Annotated in this window: 17 protein-coding genes; 10 read left to right on the top strand and 7 right to left on the bottom strand. The window is 64.8% G+C overall.

Translation table 11 applies throughout. The annotated features are described in order from the left end of the window. Window positions 1-103: 103 nt before the first annotated feature. Both ACNFG0_RS01785 and pilM read right to left on the bottom strand, forming a co-directional pair. Window positions 104-643 (bottom strand): PilN domain-containing protein, encoded by a 540-nt coding sequence (locus ACNFG0_RS01785; RefSeq protein WP_196144089.1) that lies wholly within the window; start codon window positions 641-643, stop codon window positions 104-106. After that, a complete protein-coding gene (gene pilM / locus ACNFG0_RS01780; RefSeq protein WP_416763890.1) occupies window positions 640-1,500 on the bottom strand; it encodes a type IV pilus biogenesis protein PilM in 861 nt (286 codons plus the stop codon). Before pilM ends, ACNFG0_RS01785 begins: the two co-directional genes overlap by 4 nt. Window positions 1,501-1,663: 163 nt before the next feature. On the opposite strand from pilM, the gene ACNFG0_RS01775 reads away from it, so the two are divergent. Further along, window positions 1,664-4,114: a penicillin-binding protein 1A gene (locus ACNFG0_RS01775; RefSeq protein ID WP_416763998.1), complete on the top strand. Its 2,451-nt coding sequence runs from the start codon at window positions 1,664-1,666 to the stop codon at window positions 4,112-4,114. 306 nt (window positions 4,115-4,420) lie between these two features. On the opposite strand, the gene ACNFG0_RS01770 is transcribed toward ACNFG0_RS01775, so the two are convergent. From ACNFG0_RS01770 to rpmE, 3 genes are all read right to left on the bottom strand, one after another. Beyond that, a complete protein-coding gene (locus ACNFG0_RS01770) occupies window positions 4,421-5,689 on the bottom strand; it encodes a malic enzyme-like NAD(P)-binding protein (protein WP_196144092.1) in 1,269 nt (422 codons plus the stop codon). Window positions 5,690-5,868: 179 nt separating this feature from the next. Beyond that, window positions 5,869-6,690, bottom strand: coding sequence for a thermonuclease family protein (locus tag ACNFG0_RS01765; RefSeq protein WP_416763889.1), 822 nt, complete (start codon window positions 6,688-6,690; stop codon window positions 5,869-5,871). 2 nt (window positions 6,691-6,692) lie between these two features. Then, window positions 6,693-6,908: a 50S ribosomal protein L31 gene (gene rpmE, locus ACNFG0_RS01760; RefSeq protein ID WP_084853831.1), complete on the bottom strand. Its 216-nt coding sequence runs from the start codon at window positions 6,906-6,908 to the stop codon at window positions 6,693-6,695. Window positions 6,909-7,076: 168 nt separating this feature from the next. On the opposite strand from rpmE, the gene ACNFG0_RS01755 reads away from it, so the two are divergent. From ACNFG0_RS01755 to ACNFG0_RS01745, 3 genes are all read left to right on the top strand, one after another. After that, on the top strand, window positions 7,077-9,296 hold the full coding sequence (locus ACNFG0_RS01755; protein WP_196167054.1) for a primosomal protein N': 2,220 nt from the start codon (window positions 7,077-7,079) through the stop codon (window positions 9,294-9,296). A 184-nt stretch (window positions 9,297-9,480) separates the two neighbouring features. Further along, window positions 9,481-11,217: an arginine--tRNA ligase gene (argS, locus tag ACNFG0_RS01750; protein WP_416763888.1), complete on the top strand. Its 1,737-nt coding sequence runs from the start codon at window positions 9,481-9,483 to the stop codon at window positions 11,215-11,217. Window position 11,218: 1 nt separating this feature from the next. Beyond that, entirely contained in the window at window positions 11,219-11,917 is a 699-nt protein-coding gene (locus ACNFG0_RS01745; protein WP_416763887.1) for an SPOR domain-containing protein, read from the top strand. 43 nt (window positions 11,918-11,960) lie between these two features. Here ACNFG0_RS01745 and ACNFG0_RS01740 read toward each other — a convergent pair whose 3' ends face one another. Next, window positions 11,961-12,380: an NINE protein gene (locus ACNFG0_RS01740; protein ID WP_196144097.1), complete on the bottom strand. Its 420-nt coding sequence runs from the start codon at window positions 12,378-12,380 to the stop codon at window positions 11,961-11,963. Between the two features lie 168 nt (window positions 12,381-12,548). Between ACNFG0_RS01740 and ACNFG0_RS01735 the strand changes: the two genes are divergently transcribed. Further along, window positions 12,549-13,181, top strand: a complete 633-nt coding sequence (locus ACNFG0_RS01735) for a C40 family peptidase (protein WP_084853822.1) — start codon at window positions 12,549-12,551, stop codon at window positions 13,179-13,181. Window positions 13,182-13,341: 160 nt separating this feature from the next. Here the strand turns inward: ACNFG0_RS01735 and ACNFG0_RS01730 are convergent, their stop codons facing one another. Further along, window positions 13,342-14,349 carry a type IV pilus twitching motility protein PilT gene (locus tag ACNFG0_RS01730; RefSeq protein ID WP_416763886.1) on the bottom strand — a complete coding sequence of 336 codons (1,008 nt, stop codon included), beginning with the start codon at window positions 14,347-14,349 and terminating at the stop codon, window positions 13,342-13,344. Between the two features lie 66 nt (window positions 14,350-14,415). On the opposite strand from ACNFG0_RS01730, the gene ACNFG0_RS01725 reads away from it, so the two are divergent. The 5 genes from ACNFG0_RS01725 (at window position 14,416) to metW (ending at window position 18,416) form a co-directional block, all read left to right on the top strand. Beyond that, on the top strand, window positions 14,416-15,102 hold the full coding sequence (locus ACNFG0_RS01725) for a YggS family pyridoxal phosphate-dependent enzyme (RefSeq protein ID WP_196155312.1): 687 nt from the start codon (window positions 14,416-14,418) through the stop codon (window positions 15,100-15,102). A gap of 38 nt (window positions 15,103-15,140) precedes the next feature. Further along, window positions 15,141-15,959, top strand: a complete 819-nt coding sequence (gene proC / locus ACNFG0_RS01720) for a pyrroline-5-carboxylate reductase (RefSeq protein WP_196155311.1) — start codon at window positions 15,141-15,143, stop codon at window positions 15,957-15,959. 10 nt (window positions 15,960-15,969) lie between these two features. Beyond that, window positions 15,970-16,560, top strand: a complete 591-nt coding sequence (locus ACNFG0_RS01715) for a YggT family protein (protein WP_196144102.1) — start codon at window positions 15,970-15,972, stop codon at window positions 16,558-16,560. A gap of 88 nt (window positions 16,561-16,648) precedes the next feature. Next, window positions 16,649-17,788 carry a homoserine O-succinyltransferase MetX gene (gene metX / locus ACNFG0_RS01710; RefSeq protein ID WP_196144103.1) on the top strand — a complete coding sequence of 380 codons (1,140 nt, stop codon included), beginning with the start codon at window positions 16,649-16,651 and terminating at the stop codon, window positions 17,786-17,788. A gap of 7 nt (window positions 17,789-17,795) precedes the next feature. Further along, a complete protein-coding gene (gene metW / locus ACNFG0_RS01705; protein WP_084853812.1) occupies window positions 17,796-18,416 on the top strand; it encodes a methionine biosynthesis protein MetW in 621 nt (206 codons plus the stop codon). The last annotated feature ends 16 nt before the right edge of the window (window positions 18,417-18,432 follow it).

Here is an 18,432-nt window from a genome sequence, read left to right as displayed (position 1 = left end):
CACCCCAGGAAAAACACCGCCAGCACGAGCAGCCCTGTGGCAGCCACCCTGCCAACCCATGACTGGACAATCCATTCCGACCCGAGCGCTCCGCCCAGCCCTCTCATGACCAGGTTGCCGAGAGGCGCGCGACCAGCAGGAACTCATCTGCGCCAGGCAGATTACGCAGCCGCTTCAACTCCAGCCCCTGCACCACCGCAGCGTGCGTCAGGTCACGCATGAACTGTGCAAGCACCGCCGAAGAAGCCGCCATACCCAACAGCCGAAGGTCTTCACCCTCGAGCTGCAGCTCGCTCAGGTGCAACCCGCCTGGCATTACCCGTTCGAGTGCCAGCAGCATCGCCACGAACGCGCCCTGGCCGGACCTCAAGCGCGCCAACGCCTGGGTCTGCCCTTCGATGACCGCACGCTGCTCACGCAGCGCCTCGATACGCGCCAGGGCCTGCTCCATCGGTTGCAGGGCCGCTTGCTGGGCCGCGGCCGCCGAGGCTTGTTGTTGCAGGCGCTGACGTGCCAGGTGATCCAGCGACATCACGCCACCAAGCGCGAACAGCAGGCTGACGACCAGCGCCACCTTGAATCGGCGGATGGCCACCAGGCGGCGATGCTCGCGCCACGGCAACAGGTTCAGGCGCACTGTCATCGGGCATCCCCCATCGCCAGGCCCAAGGCCAGTACCAGGCTCGGATCGAATCGGGTAAACGGCAAGAATGCCTTGCAGGGCATACCCAGTCGCTCGGACAAGGCATCGACCCAATCGCCGTCGGCGGCGACCAGCAGATGCTCGAACCGAGTCAGCGGCAATGCACTGTGCAACCATTGCGCGATACGCTCGGCAGCCAGCGAGCGGTCTTCCGAGGCCAGCAGCCGCAGCGTAGACCGCTGGGGTATCGCAGGCTCCGGCCAAGCATGCAGAACCGCGCAGTCCGACTCGATCCGAAGCAATGCCGGTGAGTCAGCGCCTGATGGCAAGGTCCGCTCCAGGGCAATGCTGTCGACTTCCACCGCCACGGCCTGCAGCCCGGCGCTGCCGAGCACCTCCTCCAACGGCCCGAGGGCCTGCTGGCGGCACGCGCCCACCAGCACCCGGGCTTCACCGGCCTGGCCTGCCACGGGCTCCAGGACCTGGAAATCCAGCGCCAGGTCCTGCAAAGGAAAGGGAAACAGGTGCTCGGCCTCCACCAGCAGCTGCGCCTCCATCTCGGCTTCGGACAACCCCGCAGGCAGCCGGCAGACTTTGCAGATCACCTCCGAGGCAGACACGGCGACTGCCGCCTGGCGTTGCCGGCTACCGCTGCGATGCCAGGCGCGCCGCAGCGCACCGGCCACGACATCGGGGCGAGCAGCCCACCCGCCCGCCGGCGGCTCAAAGGGTTCCAGCGCCCAGGCGCCAACCGAACGACGCGCCTGGCGCCCCTGCAATTGAAGGATTCGAACGGAATCGGAGGCAATTTCCACCCCCAGCAGTGAACCGGCATCCCTGCCGAAGCGTCCAAGCATGGCTTTTTCCTGACAGTTCGTCGCAATACCGCGCCACCGGAGCCGACCGACCAGGCCGGCCGGTCACCCCGGCAAAGCGAAAAATGCTTATAATGCCCAGCGTTTTTTCCTGTCCGCCGGACCGCGTGCAATCCACTCCCAACCTGGACACCCAAAAGCCTTGATACGTCTGCTGAAGTTCTTCTGGTGGTCTTTCGTCGCAGTCATCTGCGCGCTCGTACTCGGTGTGAGCGGTGCGTTTCTGTATCTTAGCCCCAGCCTCCCCTCGGTCGAGTCCCTCAGAAGCATCCAGTTGCAGATCCCCTTGAGGGTGTACAGCAGCGACGGCAAGCTGATTGCCGAGTTTGGCGAAATGCGCCGCTCGCCGATCCGCTTCGCGGACATTCCCCCACAATTCATCCAGGCGCTTCTGTCAGCCGAGGACGACAATTTCCTCAACCACTATGGCGTCGACCCGAGCAGCCTGATGCGCGCAGCGACCCAGCTGGTGAAGTCTGGCCACATCCAGACCGGCGGCAGCACCATCACCATGCAGGTGGCGAAGAATTACTTCCTCACCAGCGAGCGCAGCTTCTCGCGCAAGACCAACGAGATCCTCCTGGCGCTGCAGATCGAACGCGAGCTGACCAAGGACGAGATCCTCGAGCTGTACGTCAACAAGATCTACCTAGGTAACCGCGCCTATGGCATCGAGGCCGCGGCCCAGGTGTATTACGGCAAGTCGATCCGTGACGTCAGCCTGGCGCAGATGGCCATGATCGCCGGCCTGCCCAAGGCTCCTTCGCGGTTCAACCCGCTGGCCAACCCGGCGCGGGCCAAAGAGCGGCGCGACTGGATCCTTGGGCGCATGTACAAGCTCGGCAAGATCGACCAGGCCAGCTACGAGGCCGCCCTGGCAGAGCCGCTCAACGCCAGCTACCACGTGCCGACGCCGGAAGTGAACGCGCCTTACATCGCCGAAATGGCCCGCGCCGAAATGGTCGGCCGCTACGGCAGCGAGGCCTACACCGAAGGTTTCCGCGTCACCACCACGGTGCCGAGCGACATGCAGGAAATGGCCAACAAGGCCGTGCTCAACGGGTTGTCCAGCTACGATGAACGCCACGGCTACCGCGGCCCGGAGGCACGCTTCCCGGGCAAGACCCTCGAAGCCTGGCAGCAGGAACTAGGCAAACAGCGCACCCTGGGCGGCCTGGAGCCGGCCATCGTGACCCAGGTGCAGGCCGATGGCCTGCAAGTGCTGACCCGTAGCGGTCAGCAGGAACATGTCGGCTGGGACACCATGAAGTGGGCCCGCCCGTTCATCAACAGCAATGCCCAGGGCCGCTCCCCGCAGTCGCCGAAGGATGTGGCCCAGGTCGGCGACCTGGTCCGCGTCCAGCGCCTGGAAGACGGCACGCTCAAGTTCAGCCAGGTCCCCGGCGCGCAGAGCGCCCTGGTCACCCTCGACCCGTACAGCGGCGCCATCCGCGCCCTGGTCGGCGGCTTCTCGTTCGAGCAGAGCAACTACAACCGCGCCATGCAGGCCAAGCGCCAGCCGGGTTCGAGCTTCAAGCCGTTCGTCTACAGCGCCGCGCTCGACAACGGCTATACCGCGGCCAGCCTGGTCAACGACGCGCCGATCGTGTTCGTCGACGAGTACCTGGACAAGGTCTGGCGCCCGAAGAACGACACCAACACCTTCCTCGGCCCGATCCGCATGCGCGAAGCGCTGTACAAGTCGCGTAACCTGGTCTCGATCCGCCTGCTGCAATCGATGGGCGTGGGCAAGACCATCGACTACATCACCAAGTTCGGCTTCAACAAGCAGGACCTGCCGCCGAACCTGTCCTTGGCTTTGGGCACCGCGACCCTCACGCCGATGGAAATCGCCACCGGCTGGAGCACCTTCGCCAACGGCGGCTACAAGATCAGCCCGTACCTGATCGAGCGGATCGAGAGCCGTAACGGCGAGACCCTGTTCACCGCCAACCCGGCCCGGGTCCCGCAAGGCGGCCAGGACGAGGCCGGCATCGCCGCGCCGGAACAGCCGATCAGCACCCCTGCCCTGCCCGGCGAAGCCCCTGTGGCCGCGGGCCAGACTACGCCGCAATTGCAGGTGCCGGCGGTGGCCGAGCGCATCATCGATGGGCGTACCACCTACATCCTCACCAGCATGCTGCAGGATGTGATCAAGCGTGGTACCGGCCGCCGCGCCCTGGCCCTGGGCCGCAGTGACCTGGCAGGCAAGACCGGCACCACCAACGAGTCCAAGGATGCCTGGTTCACCGGCTACAACGCCGACTACGTCACCACCGTATGGGTCGGCTTCGACCAGCCGGAAACCCTGGGCCGACGCGAGTATGGCGGCACTGCGGCGCTGCCGATCTGGATGAGCTTCATGGGCGCTGCGCTCAAGGACAAACCCGAGCACGCGCCTGCCGAACCGGAGGGCATCCTCAGCCTGCGGGTCGACCCGGTCAGCGGCCGCGCCGCTACACCGAGCACGCCGAACGCCTATTTCGAGCTGTTCAAGGCCGAGGATTCGCCGCCTTCGGTGGACGAGCTGGGCAATGGCGCGATACCTGGCAGCCCACTGCCGGCAGACGAAGCGGCACCCATGGATCTGTTCTAAAAAACCGATCATCGCGGGCCTGCCCCGCGATTGGGCCGGGCCTGATATCACCGTCGCCTGGCAAGGGCTACGCCCTTGATCGCGGGGCAAGCCCGCTCCTACAGGGGCTGCGCTGTCGCGCAGAGAACGACTGGCAAGCGCTGACCTCTGTGGGAGCGGGCTTGCCCCGCGATTGGGCCGGGCCTGATATCGCCGTCGCTGGCAAAGGCTGCGCCCTTGACCGAGGAGCAAGTCGGACGTGCAGCCCCAAACGAAAAAGCCCCGACTCTCACGAGCCGGGGCTTTTTCATGACGCTACGGCCTGGATCAGCCGTTGAACACGTCGTTCACGCTCTGCAGCGGGTAGTGCTTCGGATACGGCAGGGTAGCCACGCCGGATTCGATGGCAGCCTTGGCCACGGCGTCGGAGACGACGGTGATCAGGCGTGGGTCCATCGGCTTCGGAATGATGTACTCACGGCCGAATTCCAGGGCCTGTACGCCGTAGGCGTCGCACACTTCCTTCGGCACTGGCAGCTTGGCCAGGTCCTTCAGGGCGATGGCGGCGGCGATCTTCATCTCTTCGTTGATGCGCTTGGCGCGAACGTCCAGGGCACCACGGAAGATGAACGGGAAGCCCAGTACGTTGTTGACCTGGTTCGGGTAGTCGGAACGACCGGTGGCCATGATCACGTCGCTGCGGGTGGCGTGGGCCAGCTCCGGGGCGATTTCCGGGTCCGGGTTCGAGCAGGCGAACACGATCGGGTTGGCCGCCATGGACTTCAAGCCTTCGGCACTCAGCAGGTTCGGGCCGGACAGGCCAACGAACACGTCGGCACCTTCCAGGGCGTCGGCCAGGGTGCGCTTGTCGGTAGCGTGAGCGAACTGGGCCTTGTACTGGTTCAGGTCGTCGCGGCCGGCGTGGATGACGCCAGTGCGGTCGATCATGAAGATGTTCTCGACCTTGGCACCCATGCTGACCAGCAGCTTCATGCAGGAGATGGCGGCAGCGCCGGCACCCAGGCAGACGATCTTGGCTTCTTCGAGCTTCTTGCCGGCGATTTCCAAGGCGTTGATCATGCCGGCCGCGGTGACGATCGCGGTACCGTGCTGGTCATCGTGGAAGACCGGGATGTCGCACTGCTCGATCAGGGTGCGCTCGATCTCGAAGCACTCAGGCGCCTTGATGTCTTCGAGGTTGATGCCACCGAAAGTGATGGAGATGCGCTTGACGGTGTCGATGAAGGCCTGTGGGCTTTCCGAGTCGACTTCGATGTCGAACACGTCGATGCCGGCGAAACGCTTGAACAGAACGCCCTTGCCTTCCATGACCGGCTTGGAGGCCAGCGGGCCCAGGTCGCCGAGGCCGAGGATGGCGGTACCATCGGAAATCACCGCGACCAGGTTGCCCTTGCCGGTGTACTTGTAGGCCAGCTCTGGGTCACGGCCAATCTCGCGCACCGGCTCGGCGACGCCCGGGCTGTAGGCCAGGGCCAGGTCACGGGCGGTTGCGGTCGGCTTGGTGAGTTCGACGCTCAGTTTCCCCGGACGAGGCTGAGCGTGATATTCGAGAGCGGCGGTTTTCAGGTCTGACATGGTGGGCATTCCGCTTGTTTACTGTTCTGACGGACCGCCGAGGATACGCAAAGAGCCGGGGGGCTACAAGACTGCCCGGTCACTTGTGTCAAGGCCTTTAGCCTACGACTTTACGCTATAACCCACGGGGCATACGCCATCAAGTGTGTACAATCCAATAGCGAAATGTCTACAACTATTTAACCTGAAACACGCTCCAACATGCTCGGATCGGTCAATGGTAACAACCAGCGTCGCTGCCCCGGCTTCAAGCCGCCCTTGCGGGAACGGTCCAGCACCCAGCCACGCGCCTCGACCTGGCGTCCCTTGAGATTATCGAAGAACCTTGCCGGGAAGTTGCGTTGCAGACGAGCGGGAACCTGCAATACCACCTGGTCGCCAAGATCGAGCCAGACACCACCGCGATTGCGTTCGATGCCCTGGATTTTGCCGCTGATGACGGCAAACCCAGACTGACGCACATCGCCGTCACGCAGCACCGGCGACTGCCGCCAGAGCCCGGCACGGGCCACCCTGGCCGCCTGTTCGGCTTGCTGCTGGCAGGAGGCGAGGTTGACGTTGGGCGCCACCGCGACCCGATAGCCCAGGCCCTCGCTGAGCAATACCGCCTCGAGATTGTCGCCATTGCGGCCGTAGATATGCGCCAAGGTTCGGCCGTACTTGTCTTTCGACTCCACGCCCGGCACCAGCCCGACGCGCCCGTCGCTGGCGCTCACCAAGGCCTGCAGGCGGCGCTTGGCGGCCTCGGCGTATGGTTCGCTGGTGCGCCCCTTGCGGCCGATTTCCGGTGCGTTGAGCCCAATCATGCGCACGCTGCGCCCATCGCTCAGGCGCAAGGTGTCGCCGTCGACCACCTGGCGCACCGCCACTTGCTGCGGCTTGTCAGGGACGGGGCAGTAGGCCAGGGTCGGCAGGTGCCAGAACGCAGCCACAAAAAAAGCGCCCACAAGGGGCGCCTTTTTCTGCAGCAGCGCGAAACCCGAGGGGTTCGCCATATGCATGATTACTTCTTGGTACCGAACATACCGAAGCGATCGGCGAACTTCTGTACGCGACCACCGGTGTCCAGGACCTTCTGCTTGCCAGTGTAGAACGGGTGGCACTGGGAGCAGACGTCGATCGACAGAGGCTTGGCCAGGGTCGAACGGGTCTCGAACTTGTTGCCGCAGCTGCAGGTGACTGCAACTACTTCGTAATTCGGGTGAATTTCTGGTTTCATCGTCACTTCCTCGAGCTGCGTGCCGCCACCCAACACCAATTGTTGAATACCGCACGTAATTAGGCGGCGAATAATACCAGAGCATCACGCCAACGCAAGTTGTCGCGAGCACCGACTGTCGTCTGCTAGTCTCGGCGGATTCCGAAATACCCTCCAGAGACCTTCCGCGTGTCCGACGTCATCCTGCGCCTTGCCCTGCCTTCGCCCCTGCGTCGCCTGTTCGACTACCGGGCCCCGGCCAGCATGGCCCGCCAGGCGCTAGTGCCCGGCATGCGCATCCGCGTGCCGTTCGGGCGCCGGGAGATGATCGGCGTGCTGGTGGAAGTCTGCGACAAGAGCGAGGTCCCGGCAGACAAACTCAAGCCGGCCAGCGCCCTGCTCGACCCGGTCTCGCCGCTGCCCGCCTCGCTGTTCAAGCTGTGCCTGTGGACCTCGCAGTATTACCAGCACAGCCTGGGCGACACCCTCAACTGGGCCCTGCCGACCCTGCTGCGCCAGGGCGAGCCGGCCGAGATGCGCCAGGAGCGCTTCTGGCACGTGGCGCCCGGCGCCCGCCTGGAAGACCCGCGCATCGCCCGCGCACCGCGCCAGCGCGAAGCGCTCAAGACCTTGTCGCAACATCCCCATGGGGTCGCCCACAGCCTGCTGGCCAAACTGGGCCTGAACAAGGACAGCCTGGACCTGTTGCTGGCCAAGGAGCTGGTCCAGCTGGAAATACGCCGCCACCTGCCACAGGCGCGTCACGAACATTGGCTGGCGCAGCCGGAACTGCCCCTGAACGAGGAGCAGCTGGCAGCCTTCGATGCCGTGCGCTCGGGCTTCGGTGCCTTCCACGCCTTCCTCCTGGCCGGGGTGACAGGCAGCGGCAAGACCGAGGTTTACCTGCAGCTGATCCGCGAAACCCTGGAAGCGGGCAAACAGGCGTTGATCCTGATCCCCGAGATCAACCTGGGGCCGCAGACCCTGGCGCGTTTCGAGCAGCGCTTCAATGCTCGCATCGCGCTGCTGCACTCGGCGGTAGGCGATCGCGAACGCCTCGATGCCTGGCTGGCGGCCCGCGACGGCGAGGCCGATATCATCATCGGCACGCGTTCGGCGCTGTTCACGCCCATGAAGAACCCCGGCCTGATCATCATCGACGAGGAGCACGACGGCTCCTATAAACAGCAGGAGGGCCTGCGCTACCACGCCCGGGACCTGGCTGTGGTACGTGCCCATCAGGAAAACATCCCGATCCTGCTCGGCTCCGCCACGCCCTCGCTGGAAAGCCTGCACAACGCCCACAGCGGGCGCTACGGCCTGCTGCGCATGAACCAGCGCGCCGGCGGCGCACGCGCGCCCCGCTTCCTGCGCCTGGACGTACGCAGCCTGCCCCTGGACAGCGGCATCAGCGGCCCACTGCAGCAGGCCATCCGCCAGACCCTGGAAGCCGGCCAGCAGGTGCTGGTATTCCTCAACCGCCGCGGCTTCGCCCCGACGCTGCTGTGCCACGACTGCGGTTGGCTCTCCGAATGCCCGCGCTGCGACGCGCGGATGACCGTGCACCAGCGCTCCGGCGTGCTGCGCTGCCACCACTGCGGCCATGACGAACGCCTGCCGCACCAGTGCCCGCAGTGCGCCCATGTCGACCTGCGCCCGGTGGGTGCAGGTACCGAGCGGGCCGAAGAGCGCCTGAAAACCCTGTTCCCCGACTACCCCATCCTGCGCGTGGACCGCGACAGCACCTCGCGCAAGGACGCCATGCACAACCTGTTCACCACCATCCAGCGCGGCCAGCCCAGCATCCTGGTGGGGACACAGATGCTGGCCAAGGGTCACCACTTCCCAAGGGTAACCTTGGTGGCCATCCTCGACGCCGATGGCGGCCTGTTCTCCGGCGATTTCCGCGCCAGCGAGCGCATGGCCCAGCTGATCGTCCAGGTGGCCGGCCGCGCCGGGCGGGCCGAAGAACCGGGCAAGGTGATCATCCAGACCCACCTGGCCGAACACCCGTTGCTGGTGCAACTGACCGAGCAGGGCTACTTCGCCTTCGCCGAACAAGCCCTGAGCGAACGCCGGGCCGCAGGCTTACCCCCCTTCGCCCACTTGGCCCTGCTGCGCGCCGAGGCGCACAAGCCGGGCCAGGCAGAGGGGTTTCTCGACGAGGCCTGCGCCGCGGCCGAACGCCTGCTGGCCGAGCACAACCTGCACGGTATCGAGCTGCTCGGCCCGGTACCGGCCCCCATGGAGCGCCGCGCTGGGCGCTTCCGTGCGCAATTATTGCTCCAGGCCAATGCCCGGGCGCCTTTGCATCGACTGATCAGCGCCTGGTTGCTAGTGTTGGAGCACATGCCGAGCGGGCGCCAGGTGCGCTGGTCGCTGGATGTGGACCCGGTCGATCTGTACTGAATCGATCGTCCCTATCGCCGGCAAGCCGGCTCCCACGCGCCCTGTGGGCGCCAGTTTGCCGGCGATAGGGCCGGAACATACAGCGTCAAAGGTTGGCAACCCGCCTTTGGAAACGGATAATGCCCAGTTTTTCCACCTGCGCATCGAAGCGCCCCACCGCGCTTGCGGTCGAAAAGAGAACGCCATGAAAGACACCATTCGCCAGCTGATCCAGCAAGCCCTCACCCAACTCGTCACCGACGGCGTGCTGCCTGAAGGGCTGACGCCGGCGATCCAGGTGGAAAATGCCCGGGACAAGACCCACGGCGACTTCGCCAGCAACATCGCCATGATGCTGGCCAAGCCCGCCGGCATGAAGCCACGCGACCTGGCCGAAAAACTCATCGAGGCCCTGCCGACCAGCGACGACATCACCAAGGTCGAGATCGCAGGCCCGGGCTTCCTGAACTTCTTCCAGAACACCCAGGCCCTGGCCAACCGCCTGGACGCCGCCCTGGCCGATGACCACCTGGGCGTGCGCAAGGCCGGCCCGAGCGAGAAGGTGGTGATCGACCTGTCGGCACCGAACCTGGCCAAGGAAATGCACGTCGGCCACCTGCGCTCGACCATCATCGGTGACAGCGTCGCCCGGGTCCTGGAGTTCCTCGGCGACCAAGTGATCCGCCAGAACCACGTGGGCGACTGGGGCACCCAGTTCGGCATGCTGCTGGCCTACCTGGAAGAGAACCCGATCACCAGCGACGAACTCTCTGACCTGGAGAACTTCTACCGCGCGGCGAAGAAGCGCTTCGACGAGTCCGAAGACTTCGCTACCCGCGCCCGTGGCCTGGTGGTCAAGCTGCAGGCCGGCGACCCCGAGTGCATGGCACTGTGGACCCGCTTCAAGGACATCTCCCTGTCCCACTGCCAGAAAACCTACGAGCTGCTCAACGTCAAGCTGACCATGGCCGACGTGATGGGCGAAAGCGCCTACAACGCCGACCTGGCCAACGTGGTCGCCGACCTCAAGGCCAAAGGCCTGCTGGTCGAGGATCAGGGCGCCCAGTGCGTGTTCCTCGACGAGTTCAAGAACGCCGAAGGCGAGCCGCTGCCGGTGATCGTGCAGAAGGCCGATGGCGGCTACCTCTACGCCACCACCGACCTTGCCGCCGTGCGCTACCGCAGCAACGTACTCAAGGCCGATCGCGCCCTGTATTTCGTCGACCAGCGCCAGGCCCTGCACTTCAACCAGGTGTTCGAAGTCGCCCGCCGCGCAGGTTTCGTCGGCCACCCGATGCAGATGGAGCACATGGGCTTCGGCACCATGAACGGCGCCGATGGCCGCCCGTTCAAGACCCGCGATGGCGGCACCGTGAAGCTGATCGACCTGCTCACCGAAGCCAAGGAACGCGCCTACACCCTGGTCAAGGACAAGAACCCGAGCCTGTCCGAGGACGAACTGCGCCGCATCGGCGAAGTGGTCGGCATCGGCGCGGTGAAGTACGCCGACCTGTCCAAGCACCGCACCAGCGACTACAGCTTCAACTTCGAGCTGATGCTCAACTTCGACGGCAACACCGCGCCGTACCTGCTGTACGCCTACACCCGCGTGGCCAGTGTGTTCCGCAAGCTGGGCAAAGGCTTTGACGAAGTCGAGGGCAAGATCACCCTGCAGGCCGCCCACGAGCAGGATTTGGCCGCGCGCCTGGCGCAGTTCGGTGAAGTGCTCAACAACGTCGCCGACAAAGGCACCCCACACGTACTGTGCAGCTACCTGTACGACATCGCCGGCCTGTTCTCCAGCTTCTACGAGAACTGCCCGATCCTCGCCGCCGAGAACGCCGAACAGCAGCAGAGCCGTCTGCGCCTGGCCGCCCTGACCGGTCGAACCCTCAAGCAGGGCCTGGAACTGCTCGGCCTGGAAACCTTGGAGCGCATGTAAGTTGGCTGCCAAGAAAAAACCCGCACCAAAGCGTGGCGCCAGCCGTAACCAGGCACCGGCCAAGCAGCCGATCCCAGGCTGGATCTGGCTGGCGGTCGGCCTGACCGTCGGCGCCTTCATTGTCTTCCTGATGAAGCTCGAGCCTGGCGGCGACGATATCAAGCGCACCAAGCCTGAACAGCAGAAGCCGGCGAAGGTCGCCGAGGCCAGCAAGGGCAGCGCGCCTGTGCAGCAACAGCCAGTCAAGCCCAAGTACGACTTCTATACGCTGCTGCCGGAGTCGGAGGTCATCGTGCCGCCCGAAGCCGTGCCGGAGAAAACCCCACCGGTGCCGGCGCAACCGGTCAAGCCGGTCACACCGGCCGAAGCGGCGAAGATCGACATCGCCCGTGCCCAGGCCGCCCTGATGGGGCAGACGCCTCCGCCCGCCCCCCCGGTGATCAAGCCAGCGGCGACCACGCAGTTCTTCCTCCAGGCCGGCTCGTTCCGCAAGCAGGCCGATGCCGACAAGGTCCGTGCGCAGATCATCCTGCTGGGCCAGTCGGTCAAGGTGGAATCGGGGACGGTGAAGGATGAAACCTGGTACCGCGTACTGGTCGGCCCGTTCAGCAACCGCGAACAGCTGACCGGGGCGCAGAAGCAGCTGGCCGGAGCTGGCTTCGGCAACCTGCTGTTGCAACAGCGACAGACCCGCCAGTAACGGAAAAGGCCTTGCCGCCCTGCGCGACAAGGCCTTTTTTCTATCAGCGACGTTCAGCGTTGACTTGGGAAATCTGGCTGTTGAGCGTCCAGAAGTCATACAGCACGCCCACCAGGAACAGGCCGCCGGTGAGCAGGTAGATCAAGGCGCTGATCCACTTGCCCTGGTAAAGGCGATGCGCACCGAAGATCCCTAGGAAGGTCAGAAGGATCCACGCCAGGTTGTAGTCCACCCGCCCCGGCTGGAAGCGCATGTCTGCTTCACGGTCCATCGAAGGGATCAGGAACAGGTCGATCAGCCAGCCGATGCCGAGCAGGCCCAGGGTGAAGAACCAGATCGTGCCGGTGATCGGCTTGCCATAGTAGAAGCGGTGCGAGCCGGTGAAGCCGAAGATCCACAAGAGATAACCCAGGACCTTGCTATGGGTGTCGTGCATCGGCGCCCCCTGTTGATAACCATTCATGCTTGTCCTCCTTGGGTTAGTGAAAAATTTTCTAAGGAAATTTGTGACTTTTTCCTTGGAAGCCGACGTATGGTACCCGCGCAATCGACCAACGGAACGAAAAACCCGTCCTGAGTGTTATAGAGTTGCGCGCCATACAGCCAACACATACCTAAAAGAGTTTCAACTATGCCGCCTTTGTTCAAGACATGGCTGACCCTCTGCCTTTTGTTACCCCTGGCCGCCCACGCCACCAACCGTGAGCAACGTCTTCCCAACGGTTTTACTGGCTATACCACCAATGCCAGCAGCACCGTAAAGCGCACGCCGATCAAGCAAACCAGCCTGCGCGCTCGCCCGAGCAATGCCGCCAAGGTGTCCAGCCAACTGCCCGTTGCCATGATGTCGGCCAAGCAGAGCAGCAATGTGCTCAGCCGTGCCGTCAATGTACTGGGCACACCCTACCGTTGGGGCGGCAGCAGCCCGAGCAAGGGCTTCGACTGCAGCGGGCTGGTCAAGTACGCCTTCACCGATGTCGCCGACGTCGACCTGCCACGTACCTCCAATGCCATGGCCCGCGGGCATGGCGTCAAGGTGGCCAAGAGCGACCTCAAGCCAGGCGACCTGATCTTCTTCAATATCAAGAGCCGCCGGGTCAACCACGTTGCCATTTACCTGGGCAACGACCGCTTCATCCATGCGCCGCGTACCGGCAAGCGGGTGAGCATCGATACCCTGAGCAAACCGTACTGGCAGCGGCATTACGTGGTGGCCAAGCGGGTGTTGCCCAAAGAGCAGACGCTGGCACTGGCCAAGCGCTGAGCTGAAATCGCTGCCCGCCCCTTCGTGGGTGACTCTGCTCCTATAACTATTTGATTTTGCAGGCCCTTGTGGGAGCGGGCTTGTCCCGCGATTGGGCCGGGCCGATATCACCGTCGCCCTTGATCGCGGGGCAAGCCCGCTCCCACAGAGGACCCGCAAATCAATTAGTTATTCTTTTATCTGCATCAATCTGCCCCCGCAACGCCTGCAGCGCCATCTCCATCGTCTTCATCCCCACCGCCGCACCGGTCTGCATCACGGACTGCAACTGCGCCATCCGCCCTTCGCGAATCAGGTTGCGCACCGCAGGTGTCGTCACCAGCACTTCCCGCGCAGCTACCCGTCCGCCGCCTGTTCGCTTGAGCAGCACCTGCGCCACCACCATGCGCAGCGATTCTGCGAGCATCGCCCGCACCAGGGCTTTTTCTTCTGCGGCGAATACCTCCACCAAGCGGTCGATGCTGTTCACTGCCGAGCGGGTATGCACGGTCGCCAGCACCAGGTGGCCGGTTTCCGCCGCGCGCAAAGCCAGGCGAATGGTCTCCAGATCGCGCAATTCACCGATCACGATGACATCCGGGTCCTGGCGCAAGGCACTGCGCAAGCCCTGGGCGAAGCTGCGGCAATCGCGACCGACCTGCCGCTGGTTGACCAGGCTGCGCTGGCCGATGTGAAGCACCTCGACCGGGTCTTCCAAGGTGATGATGTGCAAGGCGTGTTGGCGGTTGAGCTGGTCGACCAAAGCCGCCATGGTGGACGTCTTGCCGCTGCCGGTGGGCCCGCCGACGAGCACGAGGCCGTCGCGCCACTGCGCAACAGACTGAAACACTTCCCTCAGGTCGAGTTCGTCCACGGTCGGTACCCGGGTCGGCAGCAGGCGCAGGCTCACTCCCGGGCCATTGCGCTGACGGTACAGGTTCAGGCGGGCACGCACGGCGCCCGGCAGGGTCACGGCCAGGTCCAGTTCATCGCCGCCCGCCCATTGCCGCCGCTGCGCCTCGTCGAGCAGCGGCGCGAGTGCATCTTCAAGGGGGGTAGCCGCCAAAGGCGGCAGGTCCAGGCGTTGCAGCAGTCCATCCACACGCAGCACAGGGACTTCGCCCGTGGCCAGGTGCAGGTCCGAAGCCCCTGCAGCTCTGGCCCGGGCCAACAGGTCGGTCACATCCATGAGACTCCCCAAAGGCCATCAAGCAGGTAGAATGCCGCAGACCACAGAGCCGTCGGCATCGATTCCATGTCCACCATAGCAGACAACCTTTCCGCCCTCGCCGCACGCATCGACAGCGCAGCACGGGCCGCCGGGCGCGACCCGGCCAGCGTCCAGCTGTTGGCGGTGAGCAAGACCAAACCGGCCAGCGCCATCCGCCAGATCCATGCCGCGGGTGTGCGCGATGTCGGCGAGAACTATCTCCAGGAAGCCCTGGCCAAGCAGGCCGAGCTCGATGACCTGCCCTTGATCTGGCATTTCATCGGCCCCATCCAGTCGAACAAGACCAAAGCCATTGCCGAGCATTTCGACTGGGTACACTCCGTGGACCGCCTGAAGATCGCCCAACGCCTGTCCGAACAACGCCCCGAAGGCCTGGCGCCGCTGAACATCTGCCTGCAAGTGAATGTCAGCGGCGAGGACAGCAAGTCCGGCTGCGCACCCGTCGACCTGCCCGCCCTGGCCCAGGCCGTGGCGGCCCTGCCCCGGCTGCACCTGCGCGGCCTGATGGCGATCCCCGAGCCCACCGACGACCGCGCCGCCCAGGAGGCCGCCTTCGCCAGCCTGCGCCAATTGCAGGAAGGCCTGGGTCTTGGCCTGGACACCCTGTCCATGGGCATGAGCCACGACCTCGAGGCAGCGATCGCCCAGGGAGCGACCTGGGTACGCATCGGCACCGCCCTGTTCGGGGCGCGCGATTACGGCGCCGTCTGAATCCATGCTTTACTCACTCTTTCCCTCAAGGACCTGACATGAGCAAGACACGAATTGCCTTTATCGGCGCCGGCAACATGGCCGCCAGCCTGATCGGCGGCCTGCGTGCCCAGGGCCTGGATGCCGCGCATATCCGCGCCAGCGACCCGGGCGCCGAGACCCGCACGCGGATCAGCGCCGACCACGGTATCGAAGCCTTCGAAGACAACGCCCAGGCCATCGCCGGCGCGGACGTGATCGTCCTGTCGGTAAAGCCGCAGGTCATGAAGGGCGTGTGCCAAGCCCTGCAGCCACACCTTGCGCCAGGCCAGCTGATCGTCTCCATCGCTGCCGGCATCACGTGCGCCAGCCTCCAGGCCTGGCTCGGTGCCCGCCCGGTGGTGCGCTGCATGCCCAATACCCCAGCGTTGCTGCGCCAGGGCGCCAGCGGCCTGTACGCCACCGCCGAGGTCTCGGCCGAGCAGCGCCAGCAGGCCGAGCAACTGCTGTCTGCCGTGGGTACCGTGCTGTGGCTGGAGCAGGAGCAACAGCTCGATGCCGTCACCGCCGTTTCCGGCAGCGGCCCGGCCTACTTCTTCCTGCTGATCGAGGCCATGACCGCCGCCGGTGAAAAACTCGGCCTGCCTCGCGAAACCGCCTCCCAGCTGACCCTGCAGACTGCCCTGGGCGCCGCGCACATGGCCGTCGCCAGCGACGTCGATGCCGCCGAACTGCGCCGCCGCGTGACCTCGCCGGCCGGTACCACCGAGGCTGCGATCAAGTCGTTCCAGGGCAATGGCTTCGAGGCCATCGTCGAGCAGGCGTTGGAGGCTGCGGCGAAACGTTCCGCCGAACTGGCCGAGCAATTGGGCAAATAAGGAGCTGTCGATGAATGCATTGTCCGGCGCCGCGATCTTCGTGGTGCAAACCCTGGTCAGCCTGTACCTGGTGATCGTCCTGCTGCGCTTCGTGCTGCAACTGGTCAAGGCCGACTTCTACAACCCGCTGAGCCAGTTCGCGGTGCGCGCCACCCAGCCGCTGCTCAAGCCGCTTCGCCGCATCATCCCCAGCATCGGTGGCCTGGACACCTCGTCCCTGGTGCTGTCGGTGGTGATCCAAGCGCTGTTGATGGCCTTCGTGCTGATGGTCACCTACGGCACCTTCGGCGACGTCCTGCACCTGCTGATGTGGGCGATCATCGGCATCACCTCGCTGTTCCTGAAGATTTTCTGGGTGGCGATGATCGTCATGGTGATCGTTTCCTGGGTCGCACCCAACAGCCACAACCCAGCGGCCGAACTGGCCTACCAGATCAGCGAACCGGTGCTGGCGCCGTTCCGTCGCCTGGTTCCGAACCTCGGCGGCATGGACATCTCGCCGATCTTCGCGTTCCTGGCGATCCAGGTGATCCAGTCGTTCGTCATGCCCCCGCTGGCCGCCTACGCCGGCATGCCACAAGAGCTGTGGCGGATGATCTGACCGACCTTGCCCGCAGCGGCAAGCCTTCGCTTGCCGCTGCCGGTGGCCCTCTTTAGACTTACGCCTCCGTCAAGCGTGAGCAGGGTCGATGTCCACTGTCCTTCCCGAAGATTCCGTTGGTCTGGTAACACCGCAAACCGCCCGGTTCGATGAACCGCTGGCCCTGGCCTGCGGCCGCTCCCTGGCCAGCTACGAGCTGGTCTACGAAACCTATGGCACCCTCAACAGCACCGCCAGCAATGCCGTGCTGATCTGCCATGCGTTGTCCGGCCACCACCATGCTGCCGGCTACCACGCCCCCACCGACCGCAAGCCGGGCTGGTGGGACAGCTGCATCGGCCCCGGCAAGCCGATCGACACCAACCGCTTCTTCGTGGTCAGCCTGAACAACCTGGGCGGCTGCAACGGCAGCACCGGCCCGAGCAGCATCAACCCGGCCACCGGCAAACCCTACGGCGCGGAATTCCCGGTCCTGACCGTGGAGGACTGGGTACACAGCCAGGCACGCCTGGCCGACCGCCTGGGCATCGGCCAGTGGGCCGCCGTGGTCGGCGGCAGCCTGGGCGGCATGCAGGCACTGCAGTGGACCATCAGCTACCCGGACCGCGTTCGCCATTGCGTGGACATCGCCTCGGCCCCCAAGCTCTCGGCACAGAACATCGCCTTCAACGAGGTGGCGCGTCAGGCCATCCTCACCGACCCGGAGTTCCACGGCGGCTCGTTCCAGGACCAGGGCGTGATTCCCAAGCGCGGCCTGATGCTGGCGCGCATGGTCGGCCACATCACGTACCTGTCCGATGATTCCATGGGCGAGAAATTCGGCCGCGAGCTCAAGAGCGACAAGCTCAACTACGACTTCCACAGCGTCGAATTCCAGGTCGAGAGCTACCTGCGCTACCAGGGCGAGGAATTCTCCGGGCGCTTCGACGCCAACACCTACCTGCTGATGACCAAGGCCCTGGACTACTTCGACCCGGCCGCCAGCCACGGCGGCGACCTGGCCGCCACCCTCGGGCACGTCACGGCCGACTACTGCATCATGTCGTTCACCACCGACTGGCGCTTCTCGCCAGCGCGTTCGCGGGAGATCGTCGACGCCCTGATGGCAGCGCGCAAGAACGTCTGCTACCTGGAGATCGACTCACCTTACGGGCACGATGCCTTCCTGATCCCCACGCCTCGCTACATGCAGGGTTTCGCGAACTACATGAACCGCATCGCCATCTGAGGACAGCATGAGAGCCGACCTGGAAATCATCCACGACTGGATCCCCGCCGGCAGCCGGGTACTCGACCTGGGCTGCGGCAGCGGCGAGCTGCTGGCCTCGTTGCGCGAGCGCAAGCAAGTCACCGGCTACGGTCTGGAAATCGACGCCGACAACATCGCCGCCTGCGTAGCCAAGGGCGTCAACGTCATCGAGCAGGACCTGGACAAGGGCCTGGGCAATTTCGCCAGCAACAGCTTCGACGTGGTGGTCATGACCCAGGCCCTGCAGGCCGTGGAGTACCCCGACCGCATCCTCGACGAGATGCTGCGCGTGGGGCGTCAATGCATCATCACCTTCCCCAACTTCGGCCACTGGCGTTGTCGTTGGTACCTGGCGACCAAAGGTCGCATGCCGGTCTCGGACTTCATGCCCTATACCTGGTACAACACGCCGAACATCCACTTCTGCACCTTCGCCGACTTCGAAGAGCTGTGCCACGAGCGCAATGCCAAGGTCATCGACCGCCTGGCAGTCGACCATCTGCACCGTAATGGGTGGGCCGGCCGGCTATGGCCTAATCTTCTAGGGGAGATCGGCATTTATCGCGTCAGCAGTCGAGGCCTGCCAGAACATCAGGTCGCGGTCTGAACCTCGCGCCCAACCC

This window comes from Pseudomonas sp. NY15372 (genome assembly GCF_048068215.1).
GTDB lineage: Bacteria > Pseudomonadota > Gammaproteobacteria > Pseudomonadales > Pseudomonadaceae > Aquipseudomonas > Aquipseudomonas guariconensis_A.
Note: the sequence above shows the minus strand (reverse complement) of the source record. Positions and strands in the feature narration are given on the sequence as shown.

Coding starts and splice junctions, on each gene's coding strand:
- pilM (WP_416763890.1), bottom strand. CDS start 1,500: ATGCTTGGACGCTTCGGCAGGGATGCCGGTTCACTGCTGGGGGTGGAA.
- ACNFG0_RS01740 (WP_196144097.1), bottom strand. CDS start 12,380: ATGAATGGTTATCAACAGGGGGCGCCGATGCACGACACCCATAGCAAG.
- ACNFG0_RS01715 (WP_196144102.1), top strand. CDS start 15,970: ATGAATGCATTGTCCGGCGCCGCGATCTTCGTGGTGCAAACCCTGGTC.
- ACNFG0_RS01725 (WP_196155312.1), top strand. CDS start 14,416: ATGTCCACCATAGCAGACAACCTTTCCGCCCTCGCCGCACGCATCGAC.
- metX (WP_196144103.1), top strand. CDS start 16,649: ATGTCCACTGTCCTTCCCGAAGATTCCGTTGGTCTGGTAACACCGCAA.
- metW (WP_084853812.1), top strand. CDS start 17,796: ATGAGAGCCGACCTGGAAATCATCCACGACTGGATCCCCGCCGGCAGC.
- ACNFG0_RS01765 (WP_416763889.1), bottom strand. CDS start 6,690: ATGCATATGGCGAACCCCTCGGGTTTCGCGCTGCTGCAGAAAAAGGCG.
- ACNFG0_RS01770 (WP_196144092.1), bottom strand. CDS start 5,689: ATGTCAGACCTGAAAACCGCCGCTCTCGAATATCACGCTCAGCCTCGT.
- ACNFG0_RS01735 (WP_084853822.1), top strand. CDS start 12,549: ATGCCGCCTTTGTTCAAGACATGGCTGACCCTCTGCCTTTTGTTACCC.
- proC (WP_196155311.1), top strand. CDS start 15,141: ATGAGCAAGACACGAATTGCCTTTATCGGCGCCGGCAACATGGCCGCC.
- argS (WP_416763888.1), top strand. CDS start 9,481: ATGAAAGACACCATTCGCCAGCTGATCCAGCAAGCCCTCACCCAACTC.
- ACNFG0_RS01730 (WP_416763886.1), bottom strand. CDS start 14,349: ATGGATGTGACCGACCTGTTGGCCCGGGCCAGAGCTGCAGGGGCTTCG.
- ACNFG0_RS01785 (WP_196144089.1), bottom strand. CDS start 643: ATGACAGTGCGCCTGAACCTGTTGCCGTGGCGCGAGCATCGCCGCCTG.
- rpmE (WP_084853831.1), bottom strand. CDS start 6,908: ATGAAACCAGAAATTCACCCGAATTACGAAGTAGTTGCAGTCACCTGC.